This is a genomic window from Pseudomonas sp. B22129, from assembly GCF_044218875.1.
Classification (GTDB): Bacteria; Pseudomonadota; Gammaproteobacteria; order Pseudomonadales; family Pseudomonadaceae; genus Aquipseudomonas.
In genome coordinates this window covers 5,660,864-5,676,933 of record NZ_CP162592.1, presented here as the reverse complement: position 1 = coordinate 5,676,933, position 16,070 = coordinate 5,660,864, and the positions used below count along the sequence as shown (strand labels likewise).

15 protein-coding genes are annotated in these 16,070 nt (G+C 61.7%); 5 read left to right on the top strand and 10 right to left on the bottom strand.

Annotation, left to right across the window (positions count from 1 at the left end; translation table 11 throughout):
* Positions 1 to 15: 15 nt before the first annotated feature.
* The 4 genes from AB4P94_RS25670 to AB4P94_RS25655 all read right to left on the bottom strand — a co-directional run bounded on the left by AB4P94_RS25670 (position 16) and on the right by AB4P94_RS25655 (position 5,644).
* Entirely contained in the window at positions 16 to 723 is a 708-nt protein-coding gene (locus tag AB4P94_RS25670; protein ID WP_395608090.1) for an SDR family oxidoreductase, read from the bottom strand.
* A gap of 13 nt (positions 724 to 736) precedes the next feature.
* The gene (locus AB4P94_RS25665) at positions 737 to 3,847 is read right to left on the bottom strand and encodes an efflux RND transporter permease subunit (protein ID WP_395608089.1); all 3,111 of its coding nucleotides are present in this window, start codon (positions 3,845 to 3,847) and stop codon (positions 737 to 739) included.
* Positions 3,844 to 4,947: an efflux RND transporter periplasmic adaptor subunit gene (locus tag AB4P94_RS25660; RefSeq protein WP_395608088.1), complete on the bottom strand. Its 1,104-nt coding sequence runs from the start codon at positions 4,945 to 4,947 to the stop codon at positions 3,844 to 3,846. The genes AB4P94_RS25665 and AB4P94_RS25660 overlap by 4 nt, the downstream gene beginning before the upstream one ends.
* A 76-nt stretch (positions 4,948 to 5,023) precedes the next feature.
* Positions 5,024 to 5,644 (bottom strand): TetR/AcrR family transcriptional regulator, encoded by a 621-nt coding sequence (locus tag AB4P94_RS25655; RefSeq protein WP_395608087.1) that lies wholly within the window; start codon positions 5,642 to 5,644, stop codon positions 5,024 to 5,026.
* An 89-nt stretch (positions 5,645 to 5,733) separates the two neighbouring features.
* On the opposite strand from AB4P94_RS25655, the gene AB4P94_RS25650 reads away from it, so the two are divergent.
* Together AB4P94_RS25650 and gabP are read left to right on the top strand one after the other, a co-directional pair.
* Positions 5,734 to 7,188, top strand: coding sequence for an efflux transporter outer membrane subunit (locus AB4P94_RS25650; RefSeq protein ID WP_395608086.1), 1,455 nt, complete (start codon positions 5,734 to 5,736; stop codon positions 7,186 to 7,188).
* Positions 7,189 to 7,398: 210 nt separating this feature from the next.
* Positions 7,399 to 8,823 carry a GABA permease gene (gene gabP / locus AB4P94_RS25645; RefSeq protein WP_395608085.1) on the top strand — a complete coding sequence of 475 codons (1,425 nt, stop codon included), beginning with the start codon at positions 7,399 to 7,401 and terminating at the stop codon, positions 8,821 to 8,823.
* Here gabP and AB4P94_RS25640 read toward each other — a convergent pair.
* On the bottom strand, positions 8,766 to 9,677 hold the full coding sequence (locus tag AB4P94_RS25640) for a LysR family transcriptional regulator (protein WP_395608084.1): 912 nt from the start codon (positions 9,675 to 9,677) through the stop codon (positions 8,766 to 8,768). The genes gabP and AB4P94_RS25640 overlap by 58 nt on opposite strands.
* Before the next feature lie 82 nt (positions 9,678 to 9,759).
* Here AB4P94_RS25640 and AB4P94_RS25635 point away from each other — a divergent pair, with 82 nt between their 5' ends.
* Positions 9,760 to 10,722 (top strand): alpha/beta hydrolase, encoded by a 963-nt coding sequence (locus AB4P94_RS25635; RefSeq protein ID WP_395608083.1) that lies wholly within the window; start codon positions 9,760 to 9,762, stop codon positions 10,720 to 10,722.
* Between the two features lie 22 nt (positions 10,723 to 10,744).
* On the opposite strand, the gene AB4P94_RS25630 is transcribed toward AB4P94_RS25635, so the two are convergent.
* The 3 genes from AB4P94_RS25630 to AB4P94_RS25620 are packed head-to-tail and all read right to left on the bottom strand — an operon-like array spanning position 10,745 to position 12,679.
* On the bottom strand, positions 10,745 to 11,431 hold the full coding sequence (locus tag AB4P94_RS25630) for an alpha/beta hydrolase (protein ID WP_395608082.1): 687 nt from the start codon (positions 11,429 to 11,431) through the stop codon (positions 10,745 to 10,747).
* A complete protein-coding gene (locus AB4P94_RS25625) occupies positions 11,428 to 12,243 on the bottom strand; it encodes a DODA-type extradiol aromatic ring-opening family dioxygenase (protein WP_395608081.1) in 816 nt (271 codons plus the stop codon). The genes AB4P94_RS25630 and AB4P94_RS25625 overlap by 4 nt, the downstream gene beginning before the upstream one ends.
* 40 nt (positions 12,244 to 12,283) lie before the next feature.
* Positions 12,284 to 12,679, bottom strand: a complete 396-nt coding sequence (locus AB4P94_RS25620; protein ID WP_395608080.1) for a DoxX family protein — start codon at positions 12,677 to 12,679, stop codon at positions 12,284 to 12,286.
* A gap of 105 nt (positions 12,680 to 12,784) precedes the next feature.
* On the opposite strand from AB4P94_RS25620, the gene AB4P94_RS25615 reads away from it, so the two are divergent.
* Complete coding sequence (locus AB4P94_RS25615; protein ID WP_395608079.1) at positions 12,785 to 13,690, top strand: LysR family transcriptional regulator; 906 nt, start codon at positions 12,785 to 12,787, stop codon at positions 13,688 to 13,690.
* Positions 13,691 to 13,727: 37 nt separating this feature from the next.
* On the opposite strand, the gene AB4P94_RS25610 is transcribed toward AB4P94_RS25615, so the two are convergent.
* Positions 13,728 to 14,930 carry an NAD(P)/FAD-dependent oxidoreductase gene (locus AB4P94_RS25610; RefSeq protein WP_395608078.1) on the bottom strand — a complete coding sequence of 401 codons (1,203 nt, stop codon included), beginning with the start codon at positions 14,928 to 14,930 and terminating at the stop codon, positions 13,728 to 13,730.
* A 249-nt stretch (positions 14,931 to 15,179) separates the two neighbouring features.
* Here AB4P94_RS25610 and AB4P94_RS25605 point away from each other — a divergent pair, with 249 nt between their 5' ends.
* Positions 15,180 to 15,743, top strand: coding sequence for an RrF2 family transcriptional regulator (locus AB4P94_RS25605; RefSeq protein ID WP_395608077.1), 564 nt, complete (start codon positions 15,180 to 15,182; stop codon positions 15,741 to 15,743).
* Positions 15,744 to 15,762: 19 nt separating this feature from the next.
* On the opposite strand, the gene AB4P94_RS25600 is transcribed toward AB4P94_RS25605, so the two are convergent.
* Positions 15,763 to 16,014, bottom strand: a complete 252-nt coding sequence (locus tag AB4P94_RS25600; protein WP_395608076.1) for a hypothetical protein — start codon at positions 16,012 to 16,014, stop codon at positions 15,763 to 15,765.
* Positions 16,015 to 16,070: the final 56 nt, after the last annotated feature.

Genomic DNA, 16,070 nt, shown 5'->3' with positions numbered 1-16,070 from the left:
CCACAAGGGGGCGTATCAGGCGACAGGCCGCAGGTAAATCCCGTTGCTCAGGTTTTGCTTGATGGCCTGGGCGGTTCCATCGGCCAGCACTTCTGTTTCGTCTTTCTCGATGCCACTCAAGACGCGTGACACAACCTCATCGGCATCCGCCTTCGGAACACCTTCCAGCCCACGTGTCATGTCGGTATCAACGAAGGCCACATGAACACCGACCACCAAGGTTCCCTGGCTGGCAAGTTGCAGGCGCAGGCCGTTGGTCAGCGACCAGACCGCCGCTTTACTGGCGGAATACGTAATGGTGTTGGGCAGGTTGATCCAGCTGAGGGCCGAATGCATGTTGACGATCGCGCCGCCGCCGTTGGCGGCCAGGATCGGTGCGAAGGCGAGGCTGGTCGCCAGCGGGCCGATGGCGTTGGTCTCGAGTTCCAGGCGCAGCGTGTCGATATCAATGTTGCCGGCGGATGGGCCATTGCGCCCGTTGATGCCGGCATTGTTGATCAGCAGGGTGACGTCTTTGGCCAGGGCGATTGCCGCCTCGATATCTTCCGTCTTGGTGACATCCAGCTTCAGCGGCACAACCCCGGGGGCCGCCTCGATGCTGCCAATGTCGCGGGCGGCGGCATACACTTTTTTTGCCCCGGCATGCAGCAGTGCCTTGACGTAAGCCTTGCCCAAACCACGGTTTGCTCCGGTAACGAGCGCAATGGAATCTTTGATGTGCATGGTGATTCTCCTGCTAGGGGGTGACGGTTAGCGGTTGGGTGTTTTCAGGTGCAGAAGTTGATGGGGGAGTGGCCGGCTTGATCTTGAACCAGATCGAATACATGGCCGGGAGAAAGACCAGAGTCATCAGCGTGCCGCCGAACGTGCCGCCGATCAGGGTGTACGCCAGGGTTCCCCAGAACACCGAGTGGGTCAGCGGAATGAACGCCAGAATGGCTGCCACGGCGGTCAGCAAGACGGGCCGGGCACGTTGCACGGTGGCTTCCACCACCGCATCAAACGGCGCCAGCCCCTCCTGTTGATTGTTGTGAATCTGCCCGATGAGGATCAGCGTGTTACGCATCAGGATGCCGGACAGCGCGACCAGGCCTACCAGCGCGTTAATGCCGAAAGGCTGCTGGAACAGGAGCAGGGTCGGTACCACGCCAATCAGGCCGAGCGGGCTGGTGGCGAAGACCATCACCATGGCGGCAATGGAACGCACCTGCACAATAATGATCAGCAGGGTGAGCGCAATCATGATCGGGAACAGCGGCGCCATGGCCCGGGTGGCCTTGCCGGACTCTTCGATGGCGCCGGCTTGCTCGATCCGGTAACCGGCCGGCAACTGGTCGATGAGCGGTTGCAGCTGTTTCAAAATGGCGACCGAGACCTCAGGCGGCTGCAAGCCCTCGGCAATGTCCCCGCGTACCGTGAGGGTGGGCGTGCGGTCGCGGCGCCGCAGCACGGGCGCTTCCATGCGCACATCGACCGTGCCCACCTGGGGCAGCGGCACGCGCTGCCCGGCCGCACCTGTCAGGGTAAAGCCGGCAATTCTGGCGGGGTCAAGCCGCGTGTCGCCTGCCGAACGCGCCATGATTTGTACCGAGCGGATGTCTTCGCGAACTGCGGTCAGCGGTACGCCCGTCAACAGGAATTGCAGCTGCAATGCGACCGAGCTGGAGGTCAGGCCCACGGCCTGGAGCCGGTCCTGGTCGAGGGTGAAGTGCAGGGCCGGTACGCTGGGCCCTCCATCCGTATTGACGGTTCGCATCATCGGGCTGGCGCGCAGGATCGCCTCGGCTTGAGCCGCAATGGCGCGCAGTTTCTGCGGGTCTGGCCCCATGACGCGGTAGGCCACGGGAAAGGGCGAATACGGGCCGAACACGAGCTGGGTCACGCGCACACGCGCTTCGGACGCCAAGCCGTCAGCGGCAGCCTGGCGCAGTTTGAGCTTGAGTGTGTCGCGCTCTTCCTCACTGCCCGTCAGCACCACGACCTTGGCGAACGAGGGGTCAGGCAGTTCCGGCGCCATCGCCAGATAAAAACGCGGAGCGCCCTGGCCGATGTAGGACGTGACGATTTTTGCCTCGGGTTGTTTCTTCAACCAGTCTTCGATTTTCACGGTGGCGGCAGCGGTCTGCGCAATCGACGTTCCATACGGCATCTGCACTTCCACCAGCACTTCGGGGCGGTCGGAGGTGGGGAAGAACTGCTGTTTGACGTGCCCCATGCCCACAATCGCCAGGGCGAATAACCCCACTACGCCACCGGCCACCCACCATTTTCTGGCGATGATGCGCGCCAGCACCCGGCGAAACCGGTTGTAGTGGCGGGTGTTGTAAAGGGCCGTATGGCCACCTTCCACCTGCTTGATGTCCGGCAGCATCTTCACCCCGAGGTAGGGTGTGAACACCACCGCCACCACCCAGGAAGTGACCAGCGCAATGCCGACGATCCAGAACATGTTGCTGGTGTACTCGCCCGCCGTTGAGTGGGCAAACCCGTTGGGCATGAACCCGATGGCGGTGACCAGCGTGCCGGCCAACATGGGGGCGGCGGTGTGGCTCCAGGCGTAGGCCGAGGCCTTGAGGCGGCTATGGCCTTCTTCCATCTTCACCACCATCATTTCAATGGCGATGATGGCGTCGTCCACCAACAGGCCCAACGCCAGAATCAGCGAGCCCAGGGTGATACGGTCAAAGCTTTTACCGGTGGCGGCCATCACCACGAACACCGCTGCCAGGGTCAGTGGAACGGCCGCCGCCACGACGATGCCGACACGCCAGCCCATGCTGATGAAACACACCACCATCACCACAAACAGCGCGACGAAGAACTTGACCATGAATTCATCGACCGCCGAATGGATGTTGGCGGATTGGTCCGTCACTTTGCTCAGCGTCATGCCCAGGGGCAGGGTGGCGCCGATTTTCGCGGTCTCGGCGTCGAGCGCCTTGCCCAGGTCCAGCCCGTTCCAGCCCTCACGCATCACCACCCCCAGCAGCAACGCGGGCTCACCGTTGTTGCGCACTTGAAAGGTGGCCGGGTCTTCGTAGCCACGCTCAACCGTCGCCAGGTCTGAAAGCTTCAGCGTCCGGCCTTTTACGGTGACGGGGGTCTCACGGATTTTCTCCAGCTTGTCGAGCGCACCGTCCAGGCGCAGGAACACTTGCGGCCCCCAGGTTTCGATGGACCCGGCCGGTGTCAGCACGTTCTGGCTGTTGAGCGCGGTAAAGATGTCCTGGGGCGCGATGCCCAAGGTCGCAAGGCGGTCATGGGAGAACGACACGAAAATGCGTTCGGCCTGCTCGCCAATGATGTTGATCTTCTTTACGCCTGGCACATGCAGCAGTTGCTGGCGCAAGGCTTCAGCGTCGCGCACCAGCAGGCGCTGCGGTTCGCCTTTGGCCTTCAGGGCAAACAACGCAAAGGTGACGTCCGAATATTCGTCATTGAGAATGGGGGCCATGACGCCGGGTGGCAGGTTTTTGGTTTCGTCGCCCAGTTTCTTGCGCGCCTGATAGAACTCTCCCTCGACTTCGGAAGGCGGCGTGCTGTCGAGCAGGTAAATCACGGTAAAGGCCAGGCCCGGGCGCGTGTAGGTTTCGGCGCGGTCGTACCAGCGCAGTTCCTGCAGGCGTTTCTCCAGGGGCTCGGCGACTTGATCCTGCATTTCCTGGGCGGTCGCACCAGGCCAGGCGGTGACCACGGTCATCTGTTTGACGGTGAAGGGCGGGTCTTCGGCTCGCCCAAGCTTGAGGAAGGCAAGCACGCCGGCGATGGAAATCAACACGATCAGAAACAGCGTGATGGAACGTTCGCGGACCGCCAGCGCAGAGAGGTTGAAGCGACTCTGCTTCATGGCTGAACTTCAGCGATGCCGCCTTGATCCGGCAGCCTGACCGCCTCGCCTTCATGCAGCAGGTGGGCGCCGAGGGAGACCACGTGTTCGTCGGGCTTGAGGTCGCCTTTCACCTGTGCGCTGTCGTCACCCAGCCCCACTACCTGCACGGGCCGCCACGTCACCTTCGCAGCATTGCCATCGACCACCCAGACCCCTGCGCCGTTGCCCGGATCGAACAGCGCACCGAGGGGCACTTGCAAGGTTTGCGCGGGGGTGGCATCGCCCTGAATGTCGACCGCCACGGTGGCGCCCAGCGGGGCGCTGGCGAGCGCACCTTCGAGTATGTACCTGGCCTCAAAGGTGCGTGTGGCACGGTCAGCCGCATCGGACAGCTGGCGCAGCTTTGCCGGCACGGAGGTTTGTTCGCTGCCGTACAACCGGGCTTGCGCCACCGACCCGATGGCCGGGCGCAGGGTTTCCGGCAGGTTCACGATGACTTCGCGTTGCCCGGCCCGTGCCAGCAACACCACTGGCTGCCCGGCGCTGACCACTTGCCCTGGCTCGGCGAGCGTGTCCACCACCACACCGTCGGCATCCGCCAGCAGAACAGCGTAACCCGATGCGTTTTTCGCGACGTTGGCCTGGGCTTCTGCCGCGCTGAGTTGAGCCCTGGCCGAGTCGGCCGACGCCTTTATCCGATCATAAGCCGAGGCGGACACAGCGCCCGCAGCGACCAGGTCCCGGTAACGCGCTTCATCATCGGCGGTTTGCCGGGCACTCGAGCGAGCGGCGCTGACCGCCTCCTGCTGGGCGCGCGCCTGCAGTTGCAGGTCGATGGGGTCCAGGCGCATGAGGGGTTGCCCGCGCTTGACCGCTTGCCCGGTGTCGACCAGCCGTTCCAGCACCTTGCCTGATACACGGAAACCCAGGTCGCTCTGGACGCGGGCGGCAACCGTGCCGGTGAATGAACGCGAGGCGACCGAGGCGGGTTGAACAGCGCTGACCCTGACCAGCGGCGGGTCGATTCGCGGGTCAGCAGGGGGGGGTTCGTCGCTGCAGGCTGCCAGCGCAAGCGGCAGTACGCAGAGGGCCAACGAGGGTAATTTTCGCGCAAGCATGGGATCGCTTTCCTAGGGAGCAGGATCCACAGCTTATACTTGTGACCAATTTAGTCAATGGTCACAAAAATGAAAATCAGGGGGCAAGGCTTCGCAATATCAAACTGGAAAGTTGAAGGGTGGCTTCCTCGGCATTGTCGAGGTTGTATTGCAGCAACAGGGGCGTGACGTAGGGGCGCATGGTCAGGTAAATCACATTGCTGACCTCGTCCAGCGGGGTCTTGCGCTCAAACTCGCCGGCTTCACGCCCTTCACGGATGGTTTGGGCGATCAGGCTGCGGATATGCGCCTCATAAGCGACCGAGGAAGGCCAGGCTTCCCCGGCGGACGTGGCCGCGATGTCGTAGAGCTTGCGGTCATGAAAGAACAGGTCGCGGCTGGCGTCCACCAGCGCCTTGAACATGCGGCGCAGCCTTTGCGAAGCTGAGGGCGCATCGGCGATGGCCTCGTCGACAATCTGTTTGATCATGTTCAGGCGGTTTGAACAGATCACTTCGCCAATGGCTTGTTTGGAATCAAAGAACTTGTAGATGTAGGCCTTGGAGAAACCGATGGCCTTGGCCAGCTCGGATACGGTGGTTTTTTCGTAGCCATAGAGGCCGAAATGCTGGCTGGCCGCCTCGACGATCTGGACGCTGACGTCGTGATCCGAGGGGCCGCGAAGCGGTGTTGGGGCGGGAAGAGATGTCTTGGTCATGCCGGTTAGGCTACCGCCATTGAACCGTGTTGACAACGAGTGACCATGTCGTAATATGGTCACTCGTTTGCCCACTGTGCAGGATAGCCATGTCTCCCCGTCATTCTTTCGCACTCGTGTTGGGTGCCAGTCTTCTTGCCGGTTGCGCGGTTGGCCCGGACTATCGGCGCCCCGACCTGCCGCTCTCGAACCACTACCTGGAGCAGTCGGCAGGATATGACGCCCAAAGCGCTGCAGCGCTTGCGACCTGGTGGCAGACCTTCAGCGACCCGCTGTTGACGCAGTTCGTGCAAACGGCGCTGGCGCAGAACCTCGATTTGGCACAAGCCTCGGCGCGGGTGTTGCAAGCCAGGGCCGGGCTTGGGGCGGCGAACGCTGCCTTGCTGCCCTCGGGCGCGGTCAGCGGTTCCGCCGCGCGCGCCCATCAGTCGGTAGAAACGCCACTGGGGCAAGTGCTGGATGCCAGCCCCGGGTATAACCGCTCGGGCAGTGCCTATGAAGCTGACCTGACGGCGAGTTGGGAAGTGGATGTGTTCGGCGGCCTGCGGCGTGACCGCGAAGCGGCGCTGGCTGATTACCAGGGCTCGCAAGCCGGTTTGGCGGCGGTCAGGCTGGCGGTGGCAGCGCAGACGGCGGACACCTATATCGCCATTCGTGGCTTGCAGGCGCGGCTGGAGATCGCCCGGCAGCAGGTCGAGGCCCAGCAGGGGCTCTTGGCGAAAACCGGACTGTTATATGCAAAAGGGCTGGCCGCCGAGTATGAGGTGCGCCAAGCCGAGGGCGCGCTGTTGCAGGTCAAGGCGACGGTGCCCGTTCTGCAAAACGGCGTTGAGACGGCCATGAACGCGCTGGATGTGATGGTGGGGGCTCCCCCCGGAACCCATCGTGCAGAGTTTGAAGCGGTAAGTTCGATTCCGATTGCGGCACCCATCACTAAAACCGGCTCGCCTGCCGACCTGCTTCAGCGTCGCCCGGACCTCATCGTGGCCGAGCGCCGGCTGATAGCCGCCAACGCCAGAATCGGCGCAGCGATTGCCGAGTACTACCCAAAATTCTCCCTCGACGGTTTGCTGGGCAGCGCCACGGCGATTTCCAGTGGCAACCTGTTTACCGGTGGAGCAAGCCAGTCGGCCGGTGTGCTGGGGCTGCGCTGGCGGCTGTTTGATTTCGGCCGCATCGATGCGCAGATCAATCTCGCCAAAGGCCGGGACGCCGAAGCCTTGGCCGCCTACCGCCTCGCCGCACTACGTGCCACTGAGGATGTTGAGAACGCATTTTCATCCCTGGCCCGGCACCAGGAGCAGGCCGGCACACTGGTGCAGGGCGAAGCATCGCTTTCGCGGGCGGTGGAGTCCTCGTCCGCTGCTTACCGGCACGGCGCAGCGAGCCAGATCGAGGTGTTGTATGCCGAGGCCAGCCTGCTGCAAACCGCCGATGCCCGGGCCCAGGCACAAACCGAAGCGGCACGGGCCGCAGTCGCTGCGTTCAAGGCGCTCGGCGGTGGCTGGAACCCTGTGGCACCGGCGTCTGTGGCGACCCGCTGAGCCGCACACCGCACCACAAATAGGTGCCGGTTCACATCCAACCGCTGGCGCCCGTGCAGCAAGCTATGTCGATATCAGGCCAATGCCTGCCGTTTTCAGGCTGTTTTCCGTGAAGTCATGCCGCGTAAGGTGACCCATCATTAGGAAATGATGATCGCCTGACGCCTTAGTCAGTACGCCCTGACGTCGATCACCGAGAATAAGAAAACAATGGATAGCCTGAACTCCAATGATTCAAACGCCCAGTTGGCGCAAGGTTTCAAACCGCGCCATGTGACCATGCTGTCTATCGCGGGGATTATCGGGGCGGGGTTGTTTGTCGGTTCCGGGCACGCGATTGCGGCGGCAGGGCCGGCGGTGCTGCTGGCCTATCTGTTCTCGGGCCTGCTGGTGGTGTTGGTCATGCGCATGCTCGGCGAGATGGCCGTGGCCAACCCCGACACCGGCTCATTTTCAACCTACGCCGACCAGGCCATAGGCCGTTGGGCCGGGTTCACCATTGGCTGGCTGTACTGGTGGTTCTGGGTGTTGGTGATTCCCATCGAAGCCCTGGCCGCAGGGCATATCCTCAACCAGTGGTTCCCGCAGATCGACGCCTGGCTGTTTGCCTTGTTGTCGATCTTTTTGCTGGTGGTCACCAATCTGTTCAGCGTCTCCAAGTACGGTGAGTTCGAGTTCTGGTTTGCCATGGCCAAGGTCATCGCGATCATCGGTTTTATCGGCCTGGGCTTTGCCGTGTTGATGGGCTGGATTCCCGAGCGAGAGGCGGGCGGTTTAAGCCGTTTGATGGAGCAGCACGGCGGTTTCGCACCCAACGGGCTGTCGGCAGTGGTGGGTGCTTTCATCACCATCATGTTCAGTTTTATCGGCACCGAGGCGGTCACCATCGCGGCGGCCGAGTCGAGCAACCCGGCGCAGAACATCGCCCGGGCCACGCGTTCGGTGATGTGGCGTATCGGCGTGTTTTACCTGTTGTCGATCTTCGTGGTGATTTCCGTGGTGCCTTGGGACGACCCGTTGCTGGCCTCGGTCGGGTCTTATCAGCGCGCCTTGGAACTGATGAACATTCCCCACGCCAAGCTGCTGGTTGACGGGGTGGTGTTGATCGCCGTGGCCAGTTGCATGAACTCCTCCATCTATATTGCTTCACGCATGCTGTTTTCCCTGGGCAAGCGCGGAGACGCCCCTGCGCTGATGAAGAAAACCTCGGCGGCCAGCGTGCCCCGGGCGGCGGTGATCGCCAGCACCATTCTGGGGGCGGGGGTGACGCTGCTGAGTTACTTCATGCCGGCCGGGCTGTTCCAGTTTCTGCTGGCCAGCTCAGGTGCGATTGCCTTGCTGGTGTACTTGGTGATCGCGATTTCGCAACTGCGCATGCGCAAGGTTCTAAAGCGTCGCAACGTCACGCTGACCTTTCAGATGTGGCTGTTTCCCTGGCTGACCTGGTTGGTGATCGCCTTCATTTGCGCCGCATTGACAGTGATGCTGGTGACGCCCGAGCATCGCTTTGAGGTGTCTTCGACGATTGGGTTGGCGCTGGTGATTTCATTTGTCGGGTTGATCACCGCGCGGCAACCTCAGGGCTCGGCGCGGCGCACAGCCGTGATCAGTGCGCGAAGCGCCACCGATACATGACGGTGCCCAGAGTAATACAGGCATAGCCCGGGCATGCTTGGGCACCAGTCCTCCAGTACACGTTCAAGCCTGCCGTGCGCGAGTGCCTCAAGGGCCAGGTGCTCGGGCACGAAGGCGATGCCGATGCCATCCATTGCGGCCTCGACCATGAACGGCTGATCCGTCAGCGTCAAAGGGCCGTTGACGTTGATCACGGCCTTGCGGCCCTGGCGTTCAAACTCCCACCGATAAATAGCGCCGCTGTCAAAACGGAAGCGGATGCAGTCGTGCTGGTCAAGATCCTGAGGTGTATGGGGGCGCCCGCGTGCCGAGAAGTAGGCGGGTGATCCTACGGCAGCGAAGCGGATGTCGTCCGTCAGGCGGATGGCGATCATGTCCTGGGGCACGGCGTCAGCCAGCCGGATGCCGGCGTCGAACCCGTCAGCGGTGATGTCGCTGAGTTTGCCGTCGGTCACTACGTCCAGATGAATCGAGGGGTGCTCGCGCAGGAAACGGGCGAGCACGGGGCGAAAAATCATGCGTACGGCACCCTCACTGGCATTGATCCTGATGGTGCCGCTGGGCACCGCGCGGTTGTCATCCGCCTCTTGCATCGCATCGGCAATTGAAGACATCGCCGGGTTCAGCTTCTTGGCCAGCCGTTCACCCGCATCGGTCAACGACACACTGCGCGTGGTTCGGTTGAACAGGCGCACCCCCAGTTTCTGCTCCAGCGCCTTCACCGAATGGCTGACAGCCGAAGGCGTGACATCCAGGTCGACGGCCGCTGCGCGGAAATTAAGGTGCCTGGCCGCCGCAAGAAACACGGCCAGTGTGAAGAAATCCACGCCTTTTAACTGGTGAGAGTTGCTCATGTATTTATCAAGTATTGTGGCCATATTCGCGTCAACGAGTATCCCATAAGCTCGGAAAACTCACGACGCTGGAGGCGTAAATATGTCCACTCACGGTAATTACACGGCTGAAAAGATCGCATTCGACTCCCACGGCGACGACGTGGTCGGCGTGCTCTACCGGCCCAAGGGGCAGGGGCCTTTCCCCGTGGTGGTAGTCCTGGGGCCTTATTCATTTTCCAAGGAGCAGGCACCCACCCAGTACGCGACTCGGCTGGCAGACGAAGGGTTCGCCGCGCTGGCATTCGACCCGCGCACCGTTGGCGAAAGTGGTGGCATGCCACGGCGCCTGGAAAACCCGAAAATGAAAAACGAGGATGTTGTCTCGGCACTCGACCACCTGCTGACGCGCCAGGATATCGACCGCTCGCGGGTGTTCCTGCTGGGCATTTGCCAGGGCGGCCCCGAGATGCTGGACATCGCTTCCTATGATGCTCGAGTGAGCGCCGTTGCGGCGGTGACCGGGTATTACCGCGACCGCGAAACGGATCTGTTCATGCTCGCCGCGGGCGTCAGTGAAAACCCGTTCGATGCCGCGACCGCTCCCACCACCGAGCAACTGGAGGCGTTGCTCGCAGCCCGCCTCGAGCGTGCGAAAGAGGCCAAGGCCCGCTACGAGGCTACCGGCGAGGTTGTGTACCAGCCGCTGGTCAGCGCGGAGTTGGGGTCGCTTGCGGGGTTGCCAGGGCCCTTGATCTGGAGCTGGTACGGCCCCTGGACGCTGAAAGGCTGGGAAAACCGCTACGCCATCATGAGTGACTTGGACCACTTCGACTACACCACCGTGCCTGGCGTGGCCAAGCTGGAAAAGCCGGCGCTGGTGGTGCACTCCGATACCTGCATGAACCCGGCAGCGGCGCGGCGGCATTTCGATTCGATTCCAACTGCCGATAAAAAGCTGATCTGGGAAAACGGCACGAATCATTTCCAGTATTACGAACAGCCGGATGTGGTTGACCGTACGGTCGGCCACGTTGCCAGCTGGTTCCAGGAGCATTCGCGGTAGTCCCGGCAGCAGGAGTGTGGCGTCAGGATGAGGCTCGCGATGAAGCCGAAAGGGTGTTCTCTACCCAGCCGACAAAGTCGGCGATTTCCTCTTCGGCCATTTCGTGGGCCATGTCATACACCTGATACCGACAGGGCACACCCAAGGCGTTGAGCATTTCCCTGGAACGTTCGGCCCAAAACACGGGAAGCTTTTCGTCATTTCGGCCGTGGGCGACAAACGCGCACAGGTGCTCAAGCTCATCCCGGGCCGCAATGGCGGGCTTCAATTCAGGCAGGATTCGCCCGCTGAGCAGGCCGAATCCGGCTACTGCTTGCGGCGCGCTCAGCGCCACGCTCGCACTCATGATGCCGCCCTGGCTGAAGCCTGCGATGAGGGTCGGCAGAGGCGCCTGGTTTTGCACGAACTGTATGAGCGATTGCCGGCTGGCCTCGGCCTGAGGTTCGTTGATGCGCGGGCCTTCGCCTATAAAGCTGACCTGAAACCAGGCGTAGCGCTGGGGCCCCATCGGCAAAGGGCCTCGCACGAATAGCAGCTCGATATCAGCGGGCAGGTCGTTGATCAGCCCCGCCAGGTTGGTTTCGTTGCCTCCCACGCCGTGCAGCAGCACAAGCCGGGCGCGAGGTGTGGCGTGGGCCGGGCGCCGCCGATAGTGCAGGCCTGTGCCGTGGTCTGTGTGCAATTGCGGCAGTGGGCTGCTTGAAGTCATGGTGTTTTCCTCGGTGCGGTATCAGGCGCGCTGGCGTTGAAGAGGTAGCTGTCCATCGACAACACGCCGTAGGTCACACCGCCCTCGATCAGATTCACTTCGTAGTCAGGGCCGGCAGCGCCCAAGGCGACAAACAGCGGGAAAAAATGTTCTTCGCTCGGATGAGCCCGCACCGCCTCGGGCGCCTGCGTCCTGTAGGCCAGGAGCATCGCAGTATCGCGCGCCTTCAGCTGGCGGGTGGCCCAGTCGCAAAACGGCTGCACATAGTCAGTGTTGACGCTCGCGGAGCGAAACTCATACAGGTTGTGAGTCAGGCTGCCGGAACCCATGATCAGCACGCCTTCATGCCTCAAGGGCGCCAACGCCTGACCCAGGCGCAAGGCATCCTGCGGGGTCATCCAGATCGGCATCGACACCTGGATCACCGGAATGTCGGCTTGAGGGTAGAGGTGCCGTAACGGTACCCAGGCACCGTGATCCAGGCCGCGATCCGTATCCAGGCTGGCGGGCCAGTTGCTGTTTTCCAGCAGTGCCGCGATTCGGTTGGCCAACGCTGGCAGCCCGGGCGCCGGGTAGGTGAGCTCATACAGTTCTGGAGGAAAACCACCGAAGTCGTGCACGGTTTGCGGTGCGCTGCCAGCCGTGATGCTGACTGCACGGTTCGTCATCCAGTGTGCCGAGACCACCACGATGGCCTGAGGCTTGGGCAGTTGCCTGCCCAGTTGACTCAGGCGTGCGCCTGCCAACCCAGGGTCGAGGGCAAACGTCGGCGCCCCGTGGGAAACGAAAAGGGCGGGAAGGGGGGCGTGCATACATGGCCTCGTCAGGTAATTTCAGCTGTGCAATTCAAGCTCAAGCCGAGCGCTTGAGTGCCCATGCGCCATCGCCGAGCAAGGCCAGCGCGAGTGCGGTGAACGCCAGAAACACCGGGTATTCCCAACCGCCATTGGCGTTGGTGAAGCTCCAGCCATTGGCAAAATGCACGGTGGACGCGACCAGCAATTGCACTGCTGCCAGGGCTGCGACCCAGCGCGCGTAGACACCCAACACCAGGAGAACCCCGGCAGCGATTTCGAAAGCGATGACCGGGTACGCCAAGAACCCCGGAAACCCTACCGATTGAAAAAAGCCGGCGGTACCGGCGGGCGTAAACACCAGCAGTTTGGTCAAACCGTGGGCGAGGAACATGGCGCCCAAAATCAGGCGAAGCACGAGGGCGGCGTAAGGCTGGGTTTGAGGGGTTGTCATGCTGACGATCCGTAATGGGTGAGGGTGAACGCCAAAGTTTAATGATTCGGTGAAAGGGATAAATATGCTGTAATCAGACTAATTGTTCCGTTTAGTGAGATGGTTATGGACCGAGCCCTGGAAATGCAGGTGTTCTGCGCCGTGGTGGAAAAGGGCAGCTTTATTGGCGCGGTCGAGTTTCTGGAAATGTCCAAGGCGGCCGTTTCAAGGCACGTCAACGCGTTGGAAGAGCGTCTTGGCGTGCGCTTGTTGCAACGCACGACCCGGCGGCTTTCCTTGACGGAAGAAGGGCGTCTGTTTCATCAACAAGCCCGTGAGGTGCTTGGCTTGATGGCGCAGGCGGAGTTGGCGGTGTCGTCGGGCGCGAGTGAGCCGGTGGGGCTGTTGCGGGTCAATGCGCCGGTCAGTTTTGGCGTGCTGCACCTGGCGCCGCTCTGGTCTGAATTTCTCGCCAGGCACCCGAAAATCGAACTGGACATCAGCTTGAATGACCGCCTGGTGGACCTGGTGGAGGAGGGGTATGACGTCGCGGTGCGGATTGCCCGGCTGGAAAGCTCGTCACTGGTCGGCAGGCGCATCGCGAGTACCCGCATGCGCTTGTGTGCGTCACCGGCTTACCTCGCACAACACCCGCCATTGAACGAACCCAAGGACCTGACGGACCACCGGGTCGTGGCATACAGCAATTTTTCCAGCGGCAACGAATGGCACTTCACAGGCCACGGCCGGGAACACGTGGTGACCACGCGCGCCAGCCTGCGCTGCAACAATGGCGATACCTGCCGTTCGGTTGCCCTTGCCGGAGGCGGAATCCTGCTGCAGCCCAGCTTCATGGTGGGCGAGGACATTCGACGCGGTGATCTGGTGGAGTTGCTCCCCGGCTATCAGTCCGTCGAACTCGGTATTTATGGGGTGTATCCGACGCGCAAGCATCTGGCGCCCAAGGTGCGGGCGTTTATCAACTTTCTGGTTGAGCAATTTGCCGAGGTCGATTGGGAGGCTGTGGAGTGAGCCGGGAGGGGGACCGGCCACTCTCGTTAGCCGCCTGTCAGGCAATCGGGATCAGTGGATCCGCTGCCGCCCACGCCGCCTCACGGTTGGCCGCCGGCGGGTAGATCCACACCGTGTTGATTTGGGTTTTGAGCGACTTGCCTTCCTGGCGGGTCAATTTTACCTGGCGATCCCACCCTTCAGTGTACACCGCGCCCCAGCCGCCGAGGTCCAGGCAGGTCACGTACTTGGGCTGGCTGTAGGGCGTCGGCTCGACGCCCAGAACGTGCGCGGCAACATTGTTGCCGGCGTAACGGCCCAGCATGATGGCGTGCTGGCAGGTCATCAGGGCGTGGTTACCCAGCGCGTCGGTGGCGGCGTACGCCACGTCACCGGTGGCGAAAATGTCGGGCTGGCCGATGACGTTCAGGTTTGCATCCACGTGCAGGCGGCCGAGGGCATCACGCTCACCGGGGATCTGTTCGGTCAGCGAGCTGGCGCGCACGCCGGTGGTCCAGATCACGGTGCTGGCTTCGATATGCCGACCATTATCCAGGGTGACGCCGTTTTCATCGACGGCGACCACCGATGATTTCAGCTGCCATTTCACGCCCAGTTCTTCGCTGGCCTCGGCGATCGACCGACCGATTTCGGCGCCCATCGACGCGCCGATGGTTGCGCTGCGGTCCACGATGATCACTTCGATGTCTGCGTTTTCACCCAGGATGGCGCGCAGGCGGGCCGGCATTTCAGTTGCCGTTTCAATGCCGGTGAAGCCGCCGCCGGCGACCACCACGGTATTGCGGCCTTTGCTGTGGGGGCGGTCTGCCAGGGATTTGAGGTGGTTCTCCAGGCGAACGGCTTGCTCGATCTGGTCCACATCGAACGCGTGTTGTGCCACGCCTTGTGTGCCGGGCACTGCGAGTCGGCTACCGGTGGCCAAGACGAGCTTGTCGTAGTTGAGTTCCTGACGGTTGCCGGAGGCGTCGAGGTAGGCGACGGTTTTTTGTTCGACGTTAATCGCTTCTGCCGCCCCCTTGATGAAATTCACGCCTACCGCGTCGAACAGCTCGCCAAGCGGTGCGAACAGCTGATGGGCGTCAGGCTCGTAAAAGCGCGGGCGGATGCGCAGCTCGGCCTGCGGGGCGAGAACGGTTACGTCAACATCGTTGCGGTCATGAATGTTGAACAGGCGCGTTGCGCTCAACGCCGTCCACAGGCCGCCGAAACCCGCGCCGATAACCAGAATGTGCTGTTTCATTTTTTTTACCTTGGGGTGAGGTGATGGGTAATTTGATAACGGCGACTATATTTGTCGTAGTTAGTGGATGCAAGGTGATTTTTTGTGACACCACGGGATGAACGCTCGAGAATCAGCGGTTAAGTCCTGCTATTCAGGCTCGAAACTCACTGAGATTCAGTACTGGGTGATGGCGGATCTGCGTGGGAGAAACTGGCTTGACTCACCCTTTCCTGTTAGTTTGTGCGACTAATTAAGTCGGAGATTGGCATGTCTCTTTACAGCGCAGGCGTTGAATACGGCATTCATTGCCTGATTTTTCTGGTGGGGGATGGCGGCGAAAGCCGAGAGGCGAGCGTGCGTGACCTTGCAGAATTGCAAGGGGTGCCCCTGGATTACCTCGGGAAGATTTTCACCAAGCTGGCCAAGGCCAAATTGGTGGTGGCCACCGAAGGCGTACGCGGCGGGTTCAAGCTGGCGAGGCCGTCTGACGAAATCAGCCTGCTCGATATCGTCAACGCCATTGATGGCCACAAGCTCATCTTCAATTGCCGTGAGATTCGCGGGCGTTGCGCATTGTTTGACGGCGCTCCACCCGCTTGGGCGCTGGACGGCCATTGCTCGGTCCACGCCGCGATGATGACCGCCCAGAAACGCATGGAAGACGCGCTCGCCCAACAGACCATTCTTGATTTGGCCCGCAAGGTCGGGCGCAAATCACCGGCCGATTTTGCCGCGCAGGTCGGCGGCTGGATCAATGACCGGCGCGACAAAAAAGGCTGTGTGCACACACCGGACGACCAGAGCATTGCGGTGACTGATATTTCGGATTGATGGGCGGCTAACCTGGCTTTCAGTGCGCCTCTACCAGCCGCTGCAGCGCCACATCCCGAATTGAAAACACCTCGAACAACCCCAATGCCCGCAAGGCCGGCAGTAGTTCGAGCAGGTCTTTCTCGGCAATCTGGTGTTGCGCCGCCTCTGTCTGTGGGTCGCACCAGGCCCTGGCATTGACCAGAAAGGCGCCCACGCTGCCTTTGCGAATCACCACGCCATCGCGGGTGGTCTGGTTCTGATCATCGGGTAACACATCTTCGGGGCGCATGGTTTTTGACTCCAGAGGGTTAGGAGGCACCCACTATAGGCGTGCAAGTTTGGCCT

Coding starts and splice junctions, on each gene's coding strand:
- AB4P94_RS25650 (WP_395608086.1), top strand. CDS start 5,734: ATGTCTCCCCGTCATTCTTTCGCACTCGTGTTGGGTGCCAGTCTTCTT.
- AB4P94_RS25610 (WP_395608078.1), bottom strand. CDS start 14,930: ATGAAACAGCACATTCTGGTTATCGGCGCGGGTTTCGGCGGCCTGTGG.
- AB4P94_RS25670 (WP_395608090.1), bottom strand. CDS start 723: ATGCACATCAAAGATTCCATTGCGCTCGTTACCGGAGCAAACCGTGGT.
- AB4P94_RS25655 (WP_395608087.1), bottom strand. CDS start 5,644: ATGACCAAGACATCTCTTCCCGCCCCAACACCGCTTCGCGGCCCCTCG.
- gabP (WP_395608085.1), top strand. CDS start 7,399: ATGGATAGCCTGAACTCCAATGATTCAAACGCCCAGTTGGCGCAAGGT.
- AB4P94_RS25665 (WP_395608089.1), bottom strand. CDS start 3,847: ATGAAGCAGAGTCGCTTCAACCTCTCTGCGCTGGCGGTCCGCGAACGT.
- AB4P94_RS25620 (WP_395608080.1), bottom strand. CDS start 12,679: ATGACAACCCCTCAAACCCAGCCTTACGCCGCCCTCGTGCTTCGCCTG.
- AB4P94_RS25625 (WP_395608081.1), bottom strand. CDS start 12,243: ATGCACGCCCCCCTTCCCGCCCTTTTCGTTTCCCACGGGGCGCCGACG.
- AB4P94_RS25605 (WP_395608077.1), top strand. CDS start 15,180: ATGTCTCTTTACAGCGCAGGCGTTGAATACGGCATTCATTGCCTGATT.
- AB4P94_RS25635 (WP_395608083.1), top strand. CDS start 9,760: ATGTCCACTCACGGTAATTACACGGCTGAAAAGATCGCATTCGACTCC.
- AB4P94_RS25640 (WP_395608084.1), bottom strand. CDS start 9,677: ATGAGCAACTCTCACCAGTTAAAAGGCGTGGATTTCTTCACACTGGCC.
- AB4P94_RS25615 (WP_395608079.1), top strand. CDS start 12,785: ATGGACCGAGCCCTGGAAATGCAGGTGTTCTGCGCCGTGGTGGAAAAG.
- AB4P94_RS25600 (WP_395608076.1), bottom strand. CDS start 16,014: ATGCGCCCCGAAGATGTGTTACCCGATGATCAGAACCAGACCACCCGC.
- AB4P94_RS25660 (WP_395608088.1), bottom strand. CDS start 4,947: ATGCTTGCGCGAAAATTACCCTCGTTGGCCCTCTGCGTACTGCCGCTT.
- AB4P94_RS25630 (WP_395608082.1), bottom strand. CDS start 11,431: ATGACTTCAAGCAGCCCACTGCCGCAATTGCACACAGACCACGGCACA.